This window comes from Streptomyces sp. NRRL B-1347 (genome assembly GCF_000720325.1).
Classification (GTDB): domain Bacteria; phylum Actinomycetota; class Actinomycetes; order Streptomycetales; family Streptomycetaceae; genus Streptomyces.
The window spans coordinates 1-18,593 of record NZ_JOJM01000036.1 but is presented as its reverse complement, the minus strand read 5'-3'; the positions used below and the strand labels follow the sequence as shown (position 1 = coordinate 18,593).

The following is an 18,593-nucleotide window of genomic DNA, read 5'->3' as shown; positions in this document are numbered from 1 at the left end:
TCTCCCATCTCTCTCAGCTCAGTTGGAGACATCTTGCGCAAGAAGACCCTGTCGGCCGCGGTGCTGTGCGCCGCGACCGTGATCGGCGTCTCGGGCCTGTCCGTCACGTCCGCCGCGGCGGCGGAGCCCACGCCCCGGCCGAAGGCCGACTTCAACGGCGACGGCTACGCGGACCTCGCGGTCGGCGTCCCCGGCGCGACCGTCGGCGGCAAGGCCAAGGCGGGCTATGTGAACGTGGTCTGGGGCGGCAAGAACGGCCTCGGCAAGCATGGTTCGGCGACCGTCAGCCAGGACTCGGCCGGGGTCCCCGGCCACGCCGAGAAGGACGACGGCTTCGGCTACGCGGTGCGGCCCGCCGACATGAACGGCGACGGCATCACGGACATCGTCGTCGGCACCCCCGACGAGGACAACGGCACGCAGCTCAGCGCGGGCACCGTCACCGTCCTGTGGGGCTCGAAGTCCGGCATCAAGGGCGGCTTCACGGCCGCCACCGGCGAGTACTCCAGCGAACGCCTCGGCGCCCTGCTCACCACCGGCGACTTCGACGGTGACAAGGACCAGGACATCGTGCTCAACCGGGCGGGCGAGGAGAGCAGCGGGGTCGCCCTGCGGCCCGGTCCCGTCAAGGAGGGCTCCCCCTCGGGCCTGAAGCCGATCACGAGCTGGCACTTCAACGGTCCCGTCGCGGTGACGTCCGCCGATTTCGACGCGGACGGCCGCGACGACCTGGCGGTGTCCTACGGCGACGGCGAGATCACGGGCACCGATGTGCTCTCCCACCCGGACGCGGGCACGCGCCCGTGGAAGGAGCGGTGGTCGATCGCCGACTACAGCCACTCCCTCGCCGCGGGCGACTTCGACGGCGACGGCACGGTGGACCTCGCCCTGGGCAACATCGCGGCGAGCTCCGAGAGCGACGGCGACAACTTCTGCCCGGACACGCTCGGCGGCTCGATCGCCACGGCGTACGGCAAGCGCGGCACGACGCTCGGCGGCCCGACGTCCTGCACGAACCAGGGCTCCCCCGGCGTCGGCGGTGAGGACGAGAACGGCGACGCCTTCGGCTCGCGCCTCGCCGTCGCCAACCTCGACCGGGACGGCATCGACGAGCTGATCGCCGGTTCGGAGTCCGAGGCGGTCGGTTCCGCGAAGAAGGCGGGCAGCTACTGGGTCCTCGCCTCCACCGGTCCGGGCAAGCCCTTCGCGGGCCCCTCCATCAGCCAGAACTCGGCGGGCGTGCCCGGCACGGCCGAGGCGGGTGACCGCTTCGGCGCGGCCGTCGCCACCGGTGACTTCAACGGCGACGGCTACCCCGACACGGCGGTCGGCGCGCCCGGCGAGGACGCCTCGAAGGGCGGCGTCTGGTACGCCCGCACCCCCAAGGACGGCCCCAACCCGGCCCAGGTCTCCCTGACTCCGGGCAAGCTGGGCCTCTCGGGAGCCCACAAGTACGGTTCGGTGCTCGGCCGCTAGTCCGCCGCCTTCGCCCGCCGGCCGGGGTCGCGCGCTCACCGCGCGGCCCCGGCCGCGGCCGGAGTGGCGACAGCGCACGAAAAGGCCGATGGCCCCTCACTGACTCAGTGAGGGGCCATCGACTTCGTGGAGCGCCCGGCAGGCCTTGCACCTACATTTCCCATCGGATGATGGGCGTCTTTCCTTGGACCACAGACGCGCGACTTCGGTGTTGTGCGCCGAAGTTGTGCCTTGATCTTACACAGCTCCGGCGGCCCGGGTCCAACTCTGCGCCTCCTGGCGGACACCCGTGTCGGCACCTCCGCCGCGCGGGGGAGGCGAACATCGCGCGCCGGCCCGATCCGGGCGCGCCGGTGGTCAACAACAGTGGTGTCCATGGCGATCAGCGAGATGAATCCGGTACGCGCGGCCCACGGCGCCGCGGCGACCGAGCGGCCCGTTCCCCTGTGGGCGGAGCGGGTCGCCCGGCTGCTCCCCCTCGTGGCCCTGCCCGTGTGCCTGTGGCGGCTGCCCATCGGCTTCGGCCACCAGATGGGCATGGACATGGCCGCCGAAACGTGGCCCCGCTGGGCGGGCGTGGCCTACGTCCTGTCGCTCAGCCTGCTGTCCGAGGCGTTCGCCCTGCTGTGCCGGGGTCTGGTGCGGCCGTGGGGCGAGACCTTCCCCCGCTGGGTGCCGAAGGTCGGCGGGCAGCGGATTCCGCCCTTCCTGGTGATCGTGCCCGCGGCGCTGAGCGGCCTGTTCTTCACGGCGCTGCTGGTCGACTGGGTGCTCTGCGCGTTCCACATCGGGGGCTTCTCGAACGCCCCCTACACGAACGCGGGGTGGCAACTGCTCGCCTCGGTCGTCAGCGGCCTGTTCGTGCTGTGGGGCCCGATGGTGCTCGCGCTGACGTACGCGTACTGGCGGAGGCGCCAACTCCCCATAACAGCAAGGTAACTTCACCCCAGGCGCACACAACCCTCACAGCCTGTCAGCGGTCTCTCCTAGGTCAAGGTCCAGGCCAACGCATACGCAAACGCGTGGCCCGGCACCGGCAAACACACCACCAGACCCGCAGGAGAGAACACCGCATGGCTCAGCACAAGCGCACCGCCTCCCGCGACACCCGCTCCCACAGACCCGGCCGCCGCCTCCGCCTGGCCGCCGCCACGACGACCGTGGCGCTCACCGGCGGGCTCCTCGTGAGCGCCGTACCGACGGCGACGGCGGCCCCCCGCGCCGCACTCCCGGCCACCGACGCCGACTTCGACGGCGACGGCTACGCGGACGTGGCCGCCTCCGCCCCCTTCACCTACGTGAACGGCAAGAAGGCGGCGGGCGCCGTCGTCGTCACGTACGGGAAGGCGAGCGGCGTCGACCGTTCCGTGAAGTACACGCAGAACAGCCAGGACGTCCCCGGGGACGCCGAGGCGCAGGACTGGTTCGGCAACGACCTGGCGTACGGGGACTTCGACGACGACGGCTACGACGACCTGCTCGTCAGCGTCTCCGGCGAGGACATCGGCCGCGACAAGAACGGCGGCAGCGTCCAGATCCTGTGGGGCTCGGCGATCGGCCTGCGGGGAGGCACGACCCTGAAGGACCCGCGCCCCAGCAAGCACGACCACTTCGGCGGGGTCCTCCAGGCCGGGGACTTCAACGGCGACGGCAAGGACGACATCGCCCTGGGCACCGTGACGACGGCCGTCGTCGACGTCTACCGCGGCGGCTTCACCCGCGGCGGCAGGACCGGCGGGCACTACACCGTCACCCCGCGCATCCACGGCAACGGCGAAGTCGGCGTGAAGAACCTGCACTCCGGGGACGCCAACGGCGACGGCAAGGACGACCTGATCGTCAACGGCTACGAGAACGACACCCAGCGCGGCTACAACGCCAACTGGTGGGTGCCCGGCTCCCGTTCCGGCCTGAAGGTCGCCGCCGCGCAGAAGCTGCTGCCCGGCGTCATCACGGACCTCGGCGACACCGACAAGGACGGCTACGACGACGTCGTCGTCGGCAACTACTGGGACAGCGGCATCCCGGGCGCGGCCAAGGGCGGCGCGGTGCACGTCGTGCACGGCGGGAAGCGCGGCCCGGCGAACGGCGACCGCGACAAGTTCACCCAGAACACCTCCGGCGTCCCCGGCAGCGGCGAGAAGGGCGACTCCTTCGGCAACGAGCTGGACCTCGGCGACATCAACGGCGACGGCAACCTGGACCTGGTCGTCGGCGCCCCCGGCGAGACCGTCGACGGCATCGAGGACGCGGGCGCGGTGACCGTCCTGTACGGCCGCGCGAACGGCTCCGGCATCAGCGGGCGCGGCGCGAAGCTCCTCACCCAGAACACGCCGGGCGTGCCGAACACCGACGAGAAGCACGACTTCCTCGGCACGGACGTGCACGCCGACGACCTGAACGGCGACGGCCGCGCGGACGTCGTCCTGGGCGCCCACGGCGAGAACGACGGCAACGGCGCGGTCTACCCCCTGCTCTCCGCCCCCGACGGCTCCCTCCGCGGCACCACCGGCATCTACCCCGGCACAGCGGGCCTCCCGACCACGGGCTACCCCCGCCTGGGCGCGAACTTCGCCGACTGACGCCGTATGACGCCGTATGACGCCGATGCCAGCGTCCCGGTCCACCTTCACCTCTCCAGGAGTCCTCTTGCGTCCGCGCACCACCACACTGCTCACCGCCACCACCCTCACGGCCGCCGTGCTCACCCCCCTCACGCTCCCCGCGACGGCGACCGCCGCACCGTCGGCTCCCGCGAAGTACGGGGACGACTTCAACGGTGACGGCTACCGGGACTTCGCCACGCAGGAGTCCGACGGCGGCAACAAGGGCGGAGCCGTCCGCGTCACCTTCGGCACGGCTGAAGGACCCGGCACCCGGTCGCAGGTCATCGACCAGGACAGCCCCGGCGTCCCCGGCACCGACGAACGCGGCGACTCCTGGGCCGAAGGCCCGCGTGTCGCCGCGGACTTCAACCGGGACGGATACGGAGACCTCGCCGTCGGCGCCGACGGCGAGAAGGTCGGCCGCCATCGCGGCCAGGGCGCGGTGACCGTGCTGTGGGGCGCCCCGGAGGGCCTGAAGGGCGGCACGGCCGTCCCCAACAAGAAGCCCGCGGCCCACAACGCCTTCGGTCAGGGCCTCGCCGCCGGCGACTTCAACGGCGACGGCAGGCCGGACCTCGCCGCGGTCAACGGCGGCGCGGTGTACGTGTACAAGGGCGGCATCTCCCGTGCCGGAGTAGGCAGTTCCGTGCAGCGCCTCGCCAAGCGCGGCCTGTCCCCCAACGACCTCATCGCGGGCAAGGTCACCAAGGACGCCACGACGGACCTGGTCGTGGTCGGCCAGGTGGTCAGGGACTGGCAGGAGACGGGCGACGCCTGGTTCGTCAAGGGCGGCCGTACCCTCAAGCCGGGCGCCACGCTGCGCCTCGGCCGGTACGCCGACAGCACGGACGGCGTGATCGCGGACTTCGACAAGAACGGGTACGGCGACATCGCGATCGGCAACTACGCCGCCTCCGGACACAAGGGCGCGGTGTCCGTCTGGCGCGGCGGCAGGAACGGTCCGGGTACGGCGACCCGCCTCACACAGGGCACTCCCGGCGTGGCGGGCGCCCCGGAGAAGGGAGACCGCTTCGGCAGTTCCGTCTCGGCGGGCGACACCAACGGTGACGGATATCCGGACCTGGCGGTCGGCTCACGCATGGAGGACGTCAACGGCACGCGGGACGCGGGCGGCGTCCATGTCCTGCGCGGCGGCGGGGGCGGCCTGAAGGGCACCGGTTCCAAGTGGTTCGCCCGCGACAGCGCGGGGATCCCGGGCACCCCCACTGAGGGGGACCAATTCGGCAGCACGGTACGCCTGCGGGACACCGACCGTGACGGCTGCGCGGACCTGTACGTGCACGGCGAGTCCGACCCGCTCCGCCTGCCCGGCTCCGCGTCCGGGATCAAGAACACCGGGGTGACCCGCGTGGCGTACGGAATCGTCCAGGGCTTCCTTCAGTAGAGGAGAGCCGCAGTCGGCCCTGGCGGAGCGTGCTCGTGGCGCGTGCTCGGGGCGGGGCGGGGCAGGGCGGGGCGGGAAGCCCCCGGCGGGTGTCACCACAACCCTTGCCCAACCTCGTGTGTCACACAGGTGAAGACCAAGCGTCACCCACAGAGTTGGAGCACCCGTGCGCACACGCACCCTCGCCCTGGCCGCCGCCACGGCGCTCGCGGCGACCGGCCTCACCCTGCCGCTCGCCGCGGGCGCGAGCGCCGCGCCCGCCGGGGCCACCCCGCCCGCCAAGGCCGACTTCAACGGCGACGGCTACGCGGACCTCGCCGTCGGCGTCCCGGCCGCGAGCGTCGGCGGGAAGGCCAGGGCCGGGTACGTGAGCGTGGTCTGGGGCGGCCCCGACGGCCTGCGCGCCAAGGGCAACGTACGGATCAGCCAGGCCACGGCGAACGTGCCGGGCGCCCCGGAGACGGGCGACCGCTTCGGCGCGTCCGTGGCCGTCGCGGACTTCGACGGCGACGGGCTCACCGACCTCGCGGTCGGCGCCCCGGGCGAGGACGTCGACGGCAAGGCGGACGCGGGCAACGCGACCGTCGTGTACGGCACGAAGACCGGCTTCGGCAAGGCCAACAGCGCGGGCCGCGGCGCCAAGGCCAAGGACTCCTACGGCAACGCCCTGGCCGCCGCCGACTTCAACGGCGACAAGCGGGCCGACCTGGCCATCGGCGGCACCGACAAGGTCGTCGTCAACTACGACCCGCGCGCCGCGAAGACCGAGCCGGGCATGGGCGACCGGATGGGCGGCCGCGCCCCCGTCCTGTCCACCGGTGACTTCGACAACGACGGCCTCGCCGACCTCGCCGTCGCGTACTACACCAAGCAGCAGCCGTACACGCAGTCCCACGTCCACCTCTACCGCTACCACAAACCGGAGAAGCGCCTCCTCCTGTCCTGGGCCAACAGCAACGGCGCCACCTCCGCCTTCGCCACCGGCGACTTCAACGGCGACGGCCTCGACGACCTCGCGCTCGGCAACTGCCGCGAGATCGCCGACGAGAACATCGACGACCCGTGCGGCCCCGAGGAGCTCACCAAGGGCGGCGGCGTCCACATCCGCTACGGCGACCGCAACGGCTCCTTCGGCGCCCGCGCCCAGACCCTCAACCAGGACACCCCGGGCGTCCCCGGCGTCGCCGAGAAGGGCGACGGCTTCGGCGAGGCCGTCACCGCCCGCGACATCGACAACGACGGCTACACCGACCTGATCATCGGCGCCCCCGGCGAGGCCATCGGCAGCAAGAAGAACGCGGGCAGCGTCACCGTCCTGTACGGCGCCAAGAAGGGCATCCTCGACGCCGACGACGAGCTGGGCGACGGCAAGGCCAACGGCTACGCCTTCCAGCAGGACACGAACCAGATCCCCGGCACCGCCGAGACCGGCGACCGCTTCGGCGCCGCCCTCGCCACCGGCGACTTCGACAACGACGGCAAGCCCGAGCTCGCCACCGCCGCCCCCGGCGAGGACGGCTCGTCCGGCGGCGTCTGGGCCTCGCCCGACGTCCTGCCGCCCGGCACCACCACCGTCACCCCCAAGTCCCTCCAGCTGCCCGCGTCTTCGTCCGCGCTGACGTACGGCGCCGTGCTCGGCCGCTAGGCCGCCGCACCACCCCGGCCACTCACGCCCCACCTGGTCACGGGCGCCACGGGGGCCCTGAGGACAACCCCTCAGGGTCCCCCTAGGGGTTGTTACAGGTCAGCCGCAAACGGGCTCTCCTCCACAACAGGGGCGCGACCGCCCCGCCGGACCAGGTACGTTCGATTCCGTGGCTGGATTCAGGATCGGACGCGGCGGCCGGGACAACCGCGCACAGCAATCGGGACGTCCCCAAGGACACCAAGGGCCGGGGCAGAGCCCTCGGCAGGCCCCCGGGCAGGCCCCGTACGGACAGCAGCGGCCCCCGCAGCAAGGCGGCGGCCAGGCGCCGTACGGCTACCCGCCCGCGCCCTCGCACGGACACCCGGCCCCGCCCCAGTACGGCGGCCAGGGCCCCGGCCCCGGCCAGTACGGCGGCCAGTACGGCGGCGGCCACCCCGGCGGCGGCCAGCACCACGGCGGCGCCCAGCAGTGGCCCCAGCCCCCCGGCGGCCGGGACGAACCCGAGTACTACGGCGGCCAGGGCGGACACGGCGGCCACGGCGGCGCCCCCGACCCGTACGCCGCCAACAACCCCGGCAGCACCCAGGCCTTCTCCCTCGGCGAGGACCCCTACAACGACGGGGACACCTACCGCGCGGGCCAGGCCCCCGCCGGGCCCATCGGCCCCAAGCTGCCCTGGAAGGACCTGCTGCGCGGCATCGTGCTGCGCCCGGGCCCGACCTTCCTCCAGATGCGCGACTACGCGATGTGGGCCCCGGCCGTCATCGTCACGTTCCTCTACGGCCTGCTCGCCGTCTTCGGCTTCGACGAGGCCCGCGAGGACGTCCTCAACGCCACGCTGTCCACGGCGATCCCGTACGTCCTCACCACCGGCGTCGCGATCTCCATCAGCGCGCTCATCCTCGGCGTCGTCACCCACAGCCTCGCCCGCCAGTTCGGCGGCGACGGCGCCTGGCAGCCGACCGTCGGCCTGTCCATGCTGGTCATGGCGATCACGGACGGGCCGCGCGTCATCGTCGCCCTGTTCCTCGGCGGCGGCAACGGCTTCGTCCAGCTGCTCGGCTGGGCCACCTGGCTCGCGGCGGGCGCGCTGCTCACCCTGATGGTCAGCAAGTCGCACGACCTGCACTGGACCCGCGCCCTCGGCGCCAGCGCCATCCAGCTGCTCGCGATCCTGTCGATCATCAAGCTCGGCACCTTCTGACGCTGCCGCGCACGGCACGCACCACCCAGGGCCCCGGCGGGCACGACCGCCGGGGCCCTTGCTCATGCCCACTCCTGTCACGTACCTTGCAATGCAATGTTCCAGGCAAAGCAAGGAACTGGAGGGGGGCGAGGGGGATGGCGGATCCACTGACGAAGGCCGCGAGCCAGCTGCGCAAGGGCGTACTGGAGTACTGCGTCCTGGCCCTGATGCGCGACGGCCCGCGCTACGGGGTGGAGCTGGTCGAGGAGCTGTCCGCCGTCGCCGCGATGACGACGAGCCAGGGCACCATCTACCCGCTCCTGTCCCGGCTGCGCCGCGACCGCCTGGTGGACACGGAACTGCGCGAGTCCCCCAGCGGCCCGCCCCGCCGCTACTACACGCTCACGCCCGAGGGCCGCACGGCCCTCGCGGACTTCACCGCGAGCTGGCCCCTCTTCCGGGACGCCGTCGACCACTTCCTGGCCCCGGCGCCCCGCATTTCGCACGACACGGAGAACCCCCATGACGGCACCTGACCACGCCCTCGTCCGCACCTACCTGACCGACGTGGAGCGGGCCACCACGACCCTCGACCCGACCCGCCGGGCGGAGCTCCTTGCGGATCTGCGCGAGCACATAGAGGTCAGCCTCGCCGAGGCCGGCACACGGGACGACGCGACCGTGCGCGGGGTCCTGGCCCAGCTGGGCGACCCCGCCGCGATCGCGGCGTCGGCGCTCGCGGAGGCCCCGCCGGCGCCCGGCGCCCCCGAGCCGGAGCGGCTCCGCACCCGCCTCACGATCCTCGTACTGGCGGCATCGGGACCGCTGACGCTGTTCGGCGGCCCGCTCGCGATGGTGGCCGCCGCCGCGGCGGGGCTCTATCTGCTGTCCACCTCCACCCGGTGGACCGCGCGCCAGAAGCTCAAGGGCGGCGCGCTGACCCTGGCGCTCCCGCTCCTGCTGCTCATCGGCTTCGTCGCGGGCGCGGGCCGCATCGGCATCATGGAACTGCTGCTGCTCCTGCTCCTGAACGTGCTGCTGCCCGTGCTCGGCGCACGGCTCCTGTGGAAGGCGGCGCGGACCGGTCCGGCCACCGCGGGGGTCGCGGCACAGGCGTGAACGACAACGGCGCCCCCACCTCCGGGTGGGGGCGCCGCGGCACGTGAACGGACGGTCAGGCGTCGAGAACCTGCCCGTGCCGCTTCACGACCGGCGGCTCGACGCTCCACGGGAAGTTGATCCACTCATCCGTACGCTTCCACACGTACTCGCACTTCACGAGCGAGTGGGACTTCTCATAGATGACGGCGGAGCGCACCTCGGCGACGTGGTCGAGGCAGAAGTCGTGCACGAGCTTCAGCGTCTTGCCGGTGTCGGCGACGTCGTCGGCGATCAGGACCTTCTTGTTCGAGAAGTCGATCGCATTCGGGACGGGCGCCAGCATGACGGGCATTTCGAGGGTCTCGCCCACGCCGGTGTAGAACTCCACGTTCACCAGGTGGATGTTCTTGCAGTCCAGCGCGTACGCCAGACCACCGGCGACGAACACCCCGCCGCGGGCGATGCTGAGGATGACGTCAGGCTCGTACCCGTCGTCAGCGATGGTCTGCGCCAGCTCGCGCACAGCGGCGCCGAACTTCTCGTAGGTCAGGTTCTCGCGCACGTCGCTCATGGGGGATGTCACACCTGGGTCCGATGGAAGTTGAGGAAGGAACGGGAAGCGGTGGGCCCGCGCTGACCCTGGTAGCGCGACCCGTACCGCTCGGACCCGTACGGGGCCTCGGCGGGCGAGGTCAGCCGGAACATGCACAGCTGCCCGATCTTCATCCCCGGCCAGAGCTTGATCGGCAGCGTGGCGAGGTTCGACAGTTCGAGGGTCACGTGCCCCGAGAAGCCGGGGTCGATGAACCCGGCGGTGGAGTGCGTGACGAGCCCGAGCCGGCCGAGGCTGGACTTGCCCTCCAGGCGGGACGCCAGGTCGTCGGGCAGCGAGATGACCTCGTACGTCGACGCGAGCACGAACTCCCCCGGGTGGAGGATGAACGGCTCGTCCCCCTCGGGCTCGACGAGCCGGGTCAGATCCGCCTGCTCGACGGACGGGTCGATGTGCGGGTACCGGTGGTTCTCGAACACCCGGAAGTACCGGTCGAGGCGCACGTCGATGCTCGACGGCTGCACCATGGATTCGTCGTAGGGATCGATCCGTACCCGCCCGGCGTCGATCTCGGCCCGGATGTCCTTGTCTGAGAGAAGCACGCACCGAGGATACGCAGAGCGCGCGGGAAGGCCGCAATTTGCGCAATGCGCCACCCGCGCGCTCTGTCGCCGTACTGGCGGTAGCGGTGGTACGGCGGGTACCGGCCACAGGACCGTGGCACCCGCCCTCCTCGCTCTACCGCTTCTCGAACTCCACCGGCACCGCGTGGCGGAGCCGCGCACACCGCGGACAGCGGATGAGGCGGCCCGGCCCGAGCCGGTCGGCCTGCTGCATCGGGAACGAAGCGGTGCTGAACACGTGCCCCTCGGCACAGCGGACGACGGTGCGCTCCATCAAGTCGACGAGTCCCTTCCCCAAAAGCCGTAACTGGCGGACGACGAAAGCCACATTACGGGATGAAAGGGACGCCACTCCAGGCGGCACTCCGACCCCTCGGGGACCCCTCACGACCCCCACACACCTCCCCCGGGATCCACCGCGGATCCACCCCGGATCCGCCTCGACCCCATCCCGGGAAGGCCCCCCACCGTACGCCCCAACTCCCTTCGCCCGCAGTCACGCAGAGCCCACACAGCGCAGCCGGGCCCCGGGGGCACGGCGCCCGGGGCCTGGGATGAGGTAGAGTGTGCGACAGTACGAAACCGGTTCAACCGGTGTACCGCGCGGGTGTAGTTTAATGGTAGAACATCAGCTTCCCAAGCTGAGAGCGCGAGTTCGATTCTCGTCACCCGCTCCATGTGAAACCCCCAGGTCGTGGACCCGGGGGTTCTTTGTTGTCCGAGTGCTCCGGGCCAGTGGGCGGGGCGCGCACCACAAACGCACCACAACGCCTGCCCGCACCACTCGGCTAATTGATCAAAGGTAGAGCCGCCCGGAGGCCAAGCTCCTTCGCCACCGAGCGCAGGAGCTGCTTACGCGGCTTTCCGTTGATCATCTCGTCGTACGCCCGCCCCGCCCAGACCAGACACATGGCCACAGTCGCCTCCACTACCGCGGCTCCCCCCTCTTTGGGTTCACTGCGGAGGCTGGGAGGCTCAGTCGTCCACTCGATGAAGGCGGAGGCGCCAGTCCAACTCGGGTGAGCGTAACCACAGAGGTATCGGTACACGGAGTACAGCTCCCTTTTCGGGTCTACCTCATCACACTGCGCCTGGAACTTACGGAAGATCTCACTTTCGTCGGTTTTCTCGACCGACTCACCCTTGATCGCGTCAAGGAGCTCCTGCGGCACGCTGAATGCCTTCTTCATGTCCTCAGCAGCCGCCCGGTTCAGACGCCCTCCTTCAGCAAGAACACCGAGTGCGCCTGCGTCTCCCTTCTGGGAGAGCCAGTGCAGGCTGAGAGTGGTCTCGACCATGGTGCGAAGCAGAATCAGCGTCTCGTGACGGTTCCCGCGATCAATGAGGTGCAGAACCACCTCTGCAAGGCGATGCACCTCAGCACACCAACCGTGTCCGATGAGCACAGACCGGTACTTGCGCTGCTTCGTCTCGATAGGCCCGGCCGCCCGGTAGTCGGCGAGCATCTTCTCAACAGCGTCACGGTACTGCTGCCTAGAAACGTTACTCATGTGCCTTCCCATCGTGCTTGGGAGAGGTAAGGCTACTTGAGCAAGAAGAAGAAGGTTCACGAATTTCATCCATCCAACTCCGCCGCTACCTTTCGCCAACCAGCCTCATTGCAGGAAGGGTTGGGGGTCTCATAGATCGAGTGAGACCCGTTCTCACGAGTCACCACTCTGGCCCTGGGCGCCCTTCCGCTTCGCACGCCCCGCACGGACCATCGTGTCCTTGTGCAGGTGGGCGAAGGACAGCGCGGCGGCGATGACCGCTTGTACGCGCACCGTGTCCACACGGGCCAGTTGGGCGCGCATGCGGTGACTCCTTCCGGGATCCAGAGGCATGAGGGGGTACAGGCATGGCGACGAATAGAACGTTCGTCCCAGCCGAGAAAGGAACAGGCGGGATCAGTCGGCCACGGGGCGCGGTCGGACCGCTGCTGACGCCGGTCACTCGACGGGCCGCACAGCGGCCACGGGCCGAAACGGCTTGAGCGCGGGCAGATCAGGCGCCAGGTGAGCCGAATCCCGGCACGTCTCGGCAGCCTCGCCGAGCGAAAGGTAGGGCCTACGAATCCGGGACCAGCCGCTGGACGCGTCCCCGGCGACGGCCAGGTCGGGCATCAGGCTCCGGCAGCGACCGGGAAGGCGGCGGGCGTCACGGCGGCACAGCGGTAGGCGATGCCGTGCCGCTGCTGGCCGTTGAAGACGCTCTCCCAGGGCCGGGCGATGAGCCCCGGCAGCAAGACGGGCGAGCCGAGGACCAGCCCCTCCGCCACCCCGCTCTCCGGGACCGTGACCTTGATCAGGGACGACTCCCCCTCCTCGATGTAGACGACGCCGATGGTCATCAGCGGCTCACCGCTGACCGCGTCCTTGGCCCGCTCGCCGGTCTGACGGTCGCGGACCTTGGGCTCCGGGGCCTCGGTAAGCAGGATCGTGGCGCCCGAGGTCTGAACACGGATGGTGCGCAAGACAGTTCCCCTATCTACTCGTCTATACAAGATGCGATCGGTGAACCCGAACTCCCGGGAACGCGGATCACTCTGACACACAACTTGCCCACTCGTCTATACGAGTATGCCTGTTGGGATGTACGAGTCCGGGGAACGGCCTCGCGCCCCATCACCCGTCAGTTCGCGGGGAGTTGGTAGGACAGGACGTACGCGTCCGCAGCCATCACGGTGTCGCAGACCTCAACTGCCCGCCCCTCCGTGTCGTACGCGGTGCGGATCAGATGGATCACCGGCACGCCGGACGCGAGCCGCAGCGTCTTGACCTCGGCGGGCGAGGGCATGCGGGCGCGGATGTCCTCCTCGAAGTGGTCGAGGCGGTGGCCGAGCTCTTCGAGGCGGGCGTAGATGCCGCCGGGGCCGGGGTTGGGCTCGGCGATCTGCGTACCGCGGGCGATGTCGAGCGGGAGGTACGAGGTCGCGAACTCGACGGGACGGCCGTCGAGGAGGTAGCGGCGCCGACGCGCGAGCACCTTGCGCGCCGAACCGAGCCGGGTGGAGATGTCCTGCATGGCCTTCTCCTCCTTCACCTCCAGGCTGTCCACCTGGGGGTGGCTACCGGCCGCGTCGGCTTCGACGATGAACGCCGACTTCCCCTGATCGCGGTGGCGCCGGGCGAACCGGTCCGAAGCGAGGCGCCGCACCGGAGGCCGCGGGCGGACGAAGACGCCCCTGCCGTGCTCGGCGTGGACGAGTCCTTCGCCCTGGAGGATGGAGAAGGAGTTGCGGACCGTCATCCGGGATACCCCGTAGTGGTCCACAAGGTCAGCTTCGGAGGGCAGCTTCTCGCCCTCCCTGAACCGCCCACGATCGATGGCCTCGCGCAGCTGATCGGCGATCTGCCGGAAGACCGCACGATCACTCGTGGGGTCGACCTCGCCGAGCAAGCCGGTAGGGAGTGAGGTCACGTGTGTACTCCTTTAGGTATCTAGACGAGTGGGCGAGTGCTGTTGCTACGGTGGAGAGCCTAGCCAGCCGAGAGGGCCGAGGAACGTGAGCACTGACCGCCCCCATTCCGTGAGCGTCGCCGGAGTCATAGTCGACGACCAGGGGCGGGCCCTGCTGATACAGCGCCGCGACAACGGCCAGTGGGAGCCTCCGGGCGGGGTCCTCGAACGCGAGGAAACCATCCCCGAAGCCCTCCAGCGCGAGGTCCTCGAAGAAACCGGCGTCAAGATCGCACTTCCCGCGACCCTGACCGGCGTCTACAAGAACATGACGGGCTTGATCGTCTCCCTGGTCTTCCGTTGCGAGGCCGCCGACGGTACGCCCACCACCGGCGAGGAGACCCGCGCCCTGCGCTGGGCCACCCGCGAAGAGGTCACCCAACTCGCCGACGAGGCGTACGCGATCCGCGTCCTGGACGCGCTCGACTCCCTGGGCGGGGCGGCTCCGCCGGCCATCCGCGCCCACGACGGCGTGAAACTCGTATAGCCCGAACCCGCTGCACATGGCGGCCTAGCAGCACAAAGGAACTTGTATGCACGAGTATACGAGCACCGCCCGGGTCTGGGGACTCACTTGCCCAGGTCTCCCCGAAGAGGTCAGCCGAGCCCGCCGCTGGACCCGCGACATCCTGGGTTCCTCGCCCCTCGCGGAGGACGCCGAACTGATCGCGAGCGAGCTGAGCGCCAACGCGATCCTGCACACGGCCAGCGGCCGGCCCACGGGCAGCTTCCACCTGGCTCTGGCGGTGTCGTCCCAGGTCATCGCCCTGTCGGTCACGGACGCTGGGGGCGCGGGCGGTTCCGCTCCGAAGGTCGAGCACCCCGACGAGGAGGCGGTCCACGGCAGAGGCCTGGGGATGGTCAGCGCACTGGCCCACCGGGTGGTGGTGCGGAACAGCGACGGGGCGCACACGGTGACGGCGGAGCTGTTCACTTCGCCACGGCCGGGGCCAGGGGGCCACCCATGCTGAGCGACGGCCTGGCTCGCGGGTTCTGGTGCGAGTGCTGGGCGGAGGACCTGAGGGAACCGGGCGAGCCGACGGTGACGACATCCTTCGGCGTGTACTCCGCGGCCCAAGCGGACGGCTGGCTCCCCACGGCCCTACGAGCCATCACGGCGGAGCTGAACCCAGTTGCACCGAAAGAGACTTGGGACTGGCTCTACGAGAGCCGCATCGACACGCGGCGGGCCCTTCTCCGCTCGGAGCCCTGCACGGTGTCGGTGACCTACGCCAGCACGCGCATCACGTGGACGGTGCACCCGGCGCTCTTCCTGCCCCTCGCGGACCACCAGGAGCACATGGAACCCCAGCCGTGCACACACGACTTGAAGCCCGACGCGACCGACTGAGTTACAACTTTCTCTACTGATTCAAGGCCCGCGCACGGCGCGGGCGCGCGCCGCCTCTGCGGCGCGGCCTGCCTCCTGTCTCCGCCCCGGCTGGCCGCGCCCGGCGGCGCGCTGGCGAGCTGCGGGCATGAAGTGGGAGACACCCTCTGTGGCTGGGGCGGTCGGCTCCACGACTTTAGGCAGCCACTTTGGGGCGAGCCTCTAAGATCTTGGCCCCAACGTCGTGCTTTAACGGGCAGGTCCACAGACTGCCCGACTCGCCGGAAGCTTACGGGGCCAAGATCACTCGCCCCAAAGCAGCTCCAGCCCAAAGCCGCTCCGCCGACCTGCGAGATTTCATGCGGGAAGATCGACAGCACCGGCAATGAGCACCTTCTGTGCCAGAAACCGCATGAGTACATTCTCGGCACGGAGAGACTCGGCTTCGGGTGAGAAGGGCATCAGCAGTGAGTCAACCTGGCCTCCACCATCTTCCTTCGTGTGAACCACTCGACACCTGATCTCATAGATTCTCTCGCAAAGCAAGTCGGCCAGGTCCCCCTTTTTCCGCTTCGGGTCTACTGGCTCTAGGCCTGCGATTGCTTGCTTTTTAGCGCTGAAGTGTCCAAGGACTTCTGGATTCGCCGAGAAGAAATCCGAAATTGCATCTTCGGAAACGGAGTACCTGACCGTTGCCTTCAGCTGGCTACGCTCGTCCCCGTATCCTCTTCCAGGTTGACGTGTGATTCGCAGGATGCGCGACAACTGACGTTCATCATCCGCTCTAAAGTTCGGATCACGCAACTCGTTGCGCAGCTTATCGAGAAGATCTCGCTGGCTGTAGCGAGAGAAGTAGTATTCGAGTACCTGATAGTAGGCAAGGAACTCAAGCAGAGGCATTCCCACGGCTGACCGAGCGTACCGGTAGAGACTCAGCGGCTCAGCGGCGTACTGAAGCTTAGGTAGCGTAGGAGCGCTTGCGTTTTGGTGCGTCCGCCGACCGAATCTCATTGGGCCCACCGGTCGCATGCGCCGGAAGGTGAATGAAAGGCCATATTTCAGATCGAGCTCGAAGAGGATGGCATTGCCCGCGCCTTCAAGAAATGCCAAAGCCTCTGAGTAAGTTCTGAGCTGTCGCCCCTTAAGCTTGAGAGTGACGGGCACAAAGCTGCAGAAAACAGAGAATCTCTTAGACGGTGAACTGATCTCTGCAGACCAGTCCTCACTCCTAGTGCCGGTTATCGTAACGGATCCTTGTGCTTTGGTACGTAGATTCTCTTCCGGATCTGCAGTTACCCATCCAGGGATACGCTCCATTAGGCGGTGAGTTGGCCCACTGGTGGCTGTCAGGGCAACTTCGATACTGGGATTTTCCTCCAATGCATAAAAGGCTTCATACTCGCCGAGAGCGCGAATTTTCGCGAAATCCATTTCCAGGCATGTGGGTGCATCTTCATCGGAAATCAGTACAGCGCGAGAGCTCCTGCCAGACGCAATGTCGATCTGCAGTAGTGCCGATTCGTCCCACGATGTCGTCCATTCGCAGGAGATGCCTGCGGCCTGGATTTTTTTCTCCAGGGCAAGCAATGGGGAATTCGGCTTCAGGGAACCCGCAGGGCTGCTATCGACAGTCATCGTTCTTCCGGTGATTGCGTGGATTCTGGGGAAGTGATGATCCCACAGTGCGTGGTGTCGTGTCCTGCATTATGTTCCACCGTCGTGACGTATCACGATTCGGTGTAGTCGACGCCTCGGAAGATTCTGGCGGACGGCTGCGGTCGACCACTTGGTGAGCTGTACAGCGATGCTGGCTGCGGGAGGTCGCCATCAGTTCACGTCCTTGGGCCGTCCCTGGGCCGTCCGAAGCCGACCAACGCCGACAGTCGGCACCCACGGGTGACCGCCCCCACCCCGCTCTGGCCTGGGCCCCCGGTGTTGATCTGCCACACTGGAAGGGTTATGCCAAAGCCCGGAGCACTGAGGTGTTGCGCTGCGAGAGCCAGATAGTGGCTCGTCTGCCCTTCTGCTGCAACCGTGCCAGACCCGTGCCAGGTTGGGCGGGGGACCACGGGGAACGGCGGACAACAAACCATCAGCATCACGAGGCCATCAGCCAGCTCCCTAGCAGCTCAGGCACCCAACTCACCCTAGATCACCCGAGCTTCCCAAGCTGAGAGCGCGAGTTCGATTCTCGTCACCCGCTCTTCTTAACCCCAGGTCAGAGACCTGGGGTTTGTTGTTTTCCGGGTGCTGATGCGCCGGACCGGTCAGCGGTGGGGCGGGTACGCGGACCCGTCGTGCAGGTACTCGGGACAGCCCGTGGCGAGGGTCCGCAGCGCGGCCCTGAGGCGGTTGCCGAGGCGGGGGCGCAGCAGCTCCTGAGCGTCGCTGGCCGCGACGAAGGCCGTGTCGGACAGTTCCTCGTCGTGGGGGCGGAGGGCGGCCACCCGGTCGTGAGGCAGGACGCCGCCGTCGTAGACGAAGCACAGCTGGTCGTCCCACGGGCCGTGGGGCGGGGCCCAGTCCACCACCAGGAGCCGGAGCGGGCCGACGTCCAGGTCCAGCTCCTCTCGGCGAGATACGCGTTCCAGGCCACCGGGTCAGCGGGAGAGGGCGGCTTCATCGTGGGTCCTTCGGGGCGTGAAGCGGTAGCCGTCGCGTCCGTTCCGCTCAGGGCGAGGGTGTGAAGCCGGTGGACAGGTCGAGGCGGAAGGGAGGCCCTGAAGCCGTTGGTGTCCAGCCCTCGTGCAAGGCGCGTTCGATGGCTTGGGCGACGTCGGAGGGGAGTACCGGCTTGGCCTCGTGTCCGATCCAGTTGCTCGGGTGCGGTTGATGGGTGGCGACCAAGAGCGTTGTCCCCGGGGTGTCCGCGTGCTCGACCGCGAACGTGCACGGTGACCAGGCCACGCCCTGGGAGTAGGTCGGCCTGTGTCGCAGCCGCCAGCGATAGGCCGTGCCGTCGACCATGATGCGCCGTGCGCCCTTACGTCCCAGTGTCATGGCAGCCCCCTCGGTGTTAAGGATGCCAGCAGCTCTTGTTCGCCGTCCGTGGAGAGTGGACGTGCCAGCCCCGTGTGGTGGGGCTTGGGGGATGTGTTCGGGCGATAGAGCGGTCGTTTTAGTGCGTGGGTTGTAGTGGTCGGGAGCGGCTGGTGAGGTGGGCTCTTCTGGGGGCCGGCGGCCTCGGGTTCGGGGGTGGGGGTCGG

General features: G+C 69.1%; 20 protein-coding genes, 1 tRNA gene and 2 pseudogenes. 12 read left to right on the top strand and 11 right to left on the bottom strand.

Going from position 1 to position 18,593, the window contains the following annotated elements; genetic code table 11:
* The first annotated feature begins 33 nt into the window (after positions 1 to 33).
* From IG74_RS0127100 to IG74_RS0127065, 8 genes are all read left to right on the top strand, one after another.
* Entirely contained in the window at positions 34 to 1,476 is a 1,443-nt protein-coding gene (locus IG74_RS0127100) for an FG-GAP and VCBS repeat-containing protein (protein WP_030682637.1), read from the top strand.
* Positions 1,477 to 1,851: 375 nt separating this feature from the next.
* Positions 1,852 to 2,415: a hypothetical protein gene (locus tag IG74_RS0127095; protein ID WP_037826112.1), complete on the top strand. Its 564-nt coding sequence runs from the start codon at positions 1,852 to 1,854 to the stop codon at positions 2,413 to 2,415.
* A gap of 134 nt (positions 2,416 to 2,549) precedes the next feature.
* On the top strand, positions 2,550 to 4,058 hold the full coding sequence (locus IG74_RS0127090; protein WP_078869063.1) for an FG-GAP repeat protein: 1,509 nt from the start codon (positions 2,550 to 2,552) through the stop codon (positions 4,056 to 4,058).
* Between the two features lie 67 nt (positions 4,059 to 4,125).
* Positions 4,126 to 5,487: an FG-GAP-like repeat-containing protein gene (locus IG74_RS0127085; protein ID WP_030682630.1), complete on the top strand. Its 1,362-nt coding sequence runs from the start codon at positions 4,126 to 4,128 to the stop codon at positions 5,485 to 5,487.
* 166 nt (positions 5,488 to 5,653) lie between these two features.
* Positions 5,654 to 7,132 carry an FG-GAP-like repeat-containing protein gene (locus IG74_RS0127080; protein ID WP_030682627.1) on the top strand — a complete coding sequence of 493 codons (1,479 nt, stop codon included), beginning with the start codon at positions 5,654 to 5,656 and terminating at the stop codon, positions 7,130 to 7,132.
* Between the two features lie 169 nt (positions 7,133 to 7,301).
* Positions 7,302 to 8,339, top strand: a complete 1,038-nt coding sequence (locus IG74_RS0127075; RefSeq protein WP_030682624.1) for a YIP1 family protein — start codon at positions 7,302 to 7,304, stop codon at positions 8,337 to 8,339.
* A gap of 137 nt (positions 8,340 to 8,476) precedes the next feature.
* A complete protein-coding gene (locus IG74_RS0127070) occupies positions 8,477 to 8,857 on the top strand; it encodes a PadR family transcriptional regulator (RefSeq protein ID WP_030682622.1) in 381 nt (126 codons plus the stop codon).
* Entirely contained in the window at positions 8,844 to 9,440 is a 597-nt protein-coding gene (locus tag IG74_RS0127065; protein ID WP_051855480.1) for an HAAS signaling domain-containing protein, read from the top strand. The genes IG74_RS0127070 and IG74_RS0127065 overlap by 14 nt, the downstream gene beginning before the upstream one ends.
* Positions 9,441 to 9,495: 55 nt before the next feature.
* Here IG74_RS0127065 and IG74_RS0127060 read toward each other — a convergent pair whose 3' ends face one another.
* From IG74_RS0127060 to IG74_RS52825, 3 genes are all read right to left on the bottom strand, one after another.
* Positions 9,496 to 9,993: a phosphoribosyltransferase gene (locus tag IG74_RS0127060; protein WP_030682617.1), complete on the bottom strand. Its 498-nt coding sequence runs from the start codon at positions 9,991 to 9,993 to the stop codon at positions 9,496 to 9,498.
* Between the two features lie 8 nt (positions 9,994 to 10,001).
* Positions 10,002 to 10,577 carry a dCTP deaminase gene (gene dcd, locus IG74_RS0127055; protein WP_030682615.1) on the bottom strand — a complete coding sequence of 192 codons (576 nt, stop codon included), beginning with the start codon at positions 10,575 to 10,577 and terminating at the stop codon, positions 10,002 to 10,004.
* Between the two features lie 136 nt (positions 10,578 to 10,713).
* Positions 10,714 to 10,872 carry a hypothetical protein gene (locus IG74_RS52825; RefSeq protein WP_170316473.1) on the bottom strand — a complete coding sequence of 53 codons (159 nt, stop codon included), beginning with the start codon at positions 10,870 to 10,872 and terminating at the stop codon, positions 10,714 to 10,716.
* A gap of 329 nt (positions 10,873 to 11,201) precedes the next feature.
* Here IG74_RS52825 and IG74_RS0127045 point away from each other — a divergent pair.
* Positions 11,202 to 11,275 (top strand) — tRNA-Gly (locus IG74_RS0127045).
* 111 nt (positions 11,276 to 11,386) lie between these two features.
* Here the strand turns inward: IG74_RS0127045 and IG74_RS0127040 are convergent.
* The 5 genes and pseudogenes from IG74_RS0127040 to IG74_RS0127020 all read right to left on the bottom strand — a co-directional run bounded on the left by IG74_RS0127040 (position 11,387) and on the right by IG74_RS0127020 (position 14,018).
* Entirely contained in the window at positions 11,387 to 12,178 is a 792-nt protein-coding gene (locus IG74_RS0127040; RefSeq protein ID WP_158857778.1) for a DUF5677 domain-containing protein, read from the bottom strand.
* A 126-nt stretch (positions 12,179 to 12,304) separates the two neighbouring features.
* Positions 12,305 to 12,412 (bottom strand): annotated as a pseudogene (locus IG74_RS51195) (SpdA protein); the annotation flags it as partial.
* Between the two features lie 135 nt (positions 12,413 to 12,547).
* Positions 12,548 to 12,718 (bottom strand): annotated as a pseudogene (locus IG74_RS53555) (conjugal transfer protein TraS); the annotation flags it as partial.
* Between the two features lie 2 nt (positions 12,719 to 12,720).
* Positions 12,721 to 13,071 (bottom strand): hypothetical protein, encoded by a 351-nt coding sequence (locus IG74_RS0127025; protein ID WP_030682610.1) that lies wholly within the window; start codon positions 13,069 to 13,071, stop codon positions 12,721 to 12,723.
* A 158-nt stretch (positions 13,072 to 13,229) separates the two neighbouring features.
* Entirely contained in the window at positions 13,230 to 14,018 is a 789-nt protein-coding gene (locus IG74_RS0127020) for a GntR family transcriptional regulator (protein ID WP_030682608.1), read from the bottom strand.
* A 109-nt stretch (positions 14,019 to 14,127) separates the two neighbouring features.
* On the opposite strand from IG74_RS0127020, the gene IG74_RS0127015 reads away from it, so the two are divergent.
* From IG74_RS0127015 to IG74_RS0127005, 3 genes are read left to right on the top strand one after another with little or no spacing between them, the layout of a single operon-like run.
* Positions 14,128 to 14,544 carry an NUDIX hydrolase gene (locus tag IG74_RS0127015; RefSeq protein ID WP_030682607.1) on the top strand — a complete coding sequence of 139 codons (417 nt, stop codon included), beginning with the start codon at positions 14,128 to 14,130 and terminating at the stop codon, positions 14,542 to 14,544.
* A gap of 46 nt (positions 14,545 to 14,590) precedes the next feature.
* Positions 14,591 to 15,028 (top strand): ATP-binding protein, encoded by a 438-nt coding sequence (locus IG74_RS0127010; RefSeq protein WP_030682604.1) that lies wholly within the window; start codon positions 14,591 to 14,593, stop codon positions 15,026 to 15,028.
* Positions 15,022 to 15,408, top strand: a complete 387-nt coding sequence (locus tag IG74_RS0127005) for a hypothetical protein (protein WP_030682602.1) — start codon at positions 15,022 to 15,024, stop codon at positions 15,406 to 15,408. The genes IG74_RS0127010 and IG74_RS0127005 overlap by 7 nt, the downstream gene beginning before the upstream one ends.
* A 336-nt stretch (positions 15,409 to 15,744) precedes the next feature.
* Here the strand turns inward: IG74_RS0127005 and IG74_RS52225 are convergent, their stop codons facing one another.
* The 3 genes from IG74_RS52225 to IG74_RS49725 form a co-directional block, all read right to left on the bottom strand.
* Entirely contained in the window at positions 15,745 to 17,022 is a 1,278-nt protein-coding gene (locus tag IG74_RS52225; protein WP_158857776.1) for a hypothetical protein, read from the bottom strand.
* Between the two features lie 632 nt (positions 17,023 to 17,654).
* Positions 17,655 to 17,915, bottom strand: coding sequence for a hypothetical protein (locus IG74_RS0127000; RefSeq protein ID WP_158857775.1), 261 nt, complete (start codon positions 17,913 to 17,915; stop codon positions 17,655 to 17,657).
* A 142-nt stretch (positions 17,916 to 18,057) separates the two neighbouring features.
* The gene (locus IG74_RS49725; protein ID WP_078869061.1) at positions 18,058 to 18,387 is read right to left on the bottom strand and encodes a hypothetical protein; all 330 of its coding nucleotides are present in this window, start codon (positions 18,385 to 18,387) and stop codon (positions 18,058 to 18,060) included.
* Positions 18,388 to 18,593 lie beyond the last annotated feature (206 nt).

Excerpts from the sequence above, each read along its gene's own strand:
- IG74_RS0127095 (WP_037826112.1), top strand. The coding sequence starts at position 1,852 with ATGGCGATCAGCGAGATGAATCCGGTACGCGCGGCCCACGGCGCCGCG.
- IG74_RS0127090 (WP_078869063.1), top strand. The coding sequence starts at position 2,550 with ATGGCTCAGCACAAGCGCACCGCCTCCCGCGACACCCGCTCCCACAGA.
- IG74_RS0127070 (WP_030682622.1), top strand. The coding sequence starts at position 8,477 with ATGGCGGATCCACTGACGAAGGCCGCGAGCCAGCTGCGCAAGGGCGTA.
- IG74_RS0127065 (WP_051855480.1), top strand. The coding sequence starts at position 8,844 with ATGACGGCACCTGACCACGCCCTCGTCCGCACCTACCTGACCGACGTG.
- IG74_RS0127060 (WP_030682617.1), bottom strand. The coding sequence starts at position 9,993 with ATGAGCGACGTGCGCGAGAACCTGACCTACGAGAAGTTCGGCGCCGCT.
- IG74_RS52825 (WP_170316473.1), bottom strand. The coding sequence starts at position 10,872 with ATGGAGCGCACCGTCGTCCGCTGTGCCGAGGGGCACGTGTTCAGCACC.
- IG74_RS0127040 (WP_158857778.1), bottom strand. The coding sequence starts at position 12,178 with ATGAAATTCGTGAACCTTCTTCTTCTTGCTCAAGTAGCCTTACCTCTC.
- IG74_RS0127010 (WP_030682604.1), top strand. The coding sequence starts at position 14,591 with ATGCACGAGTATACGAGCACCGCCCGGGTCTGGGGACTCACTTGCCCA.
- IG74_RS0127005 (WP_030682602.1), top strand. The coding sequence starts at position 15,022 with ATGCTGAGCGACGGCCTGGCTCGCGGGTTCTGGTGCGAGTGCTGGGCG.
- IG74_RS52225 (WP_158857776.1), bottom strand. The coding sequence starts at position 17,022 with ATGACTGTCGATAGCAGCCCTGCGGGTTCCCTGAAGCCGAATTCCCCA.
- IG74_RS49725 (WP_078869061.1), bottom strand. The coding sequence starts at position 18,387 with ATGACACTGGGACGTAAGGGCGCACGGCGCATCATGGTCGACGGCACG.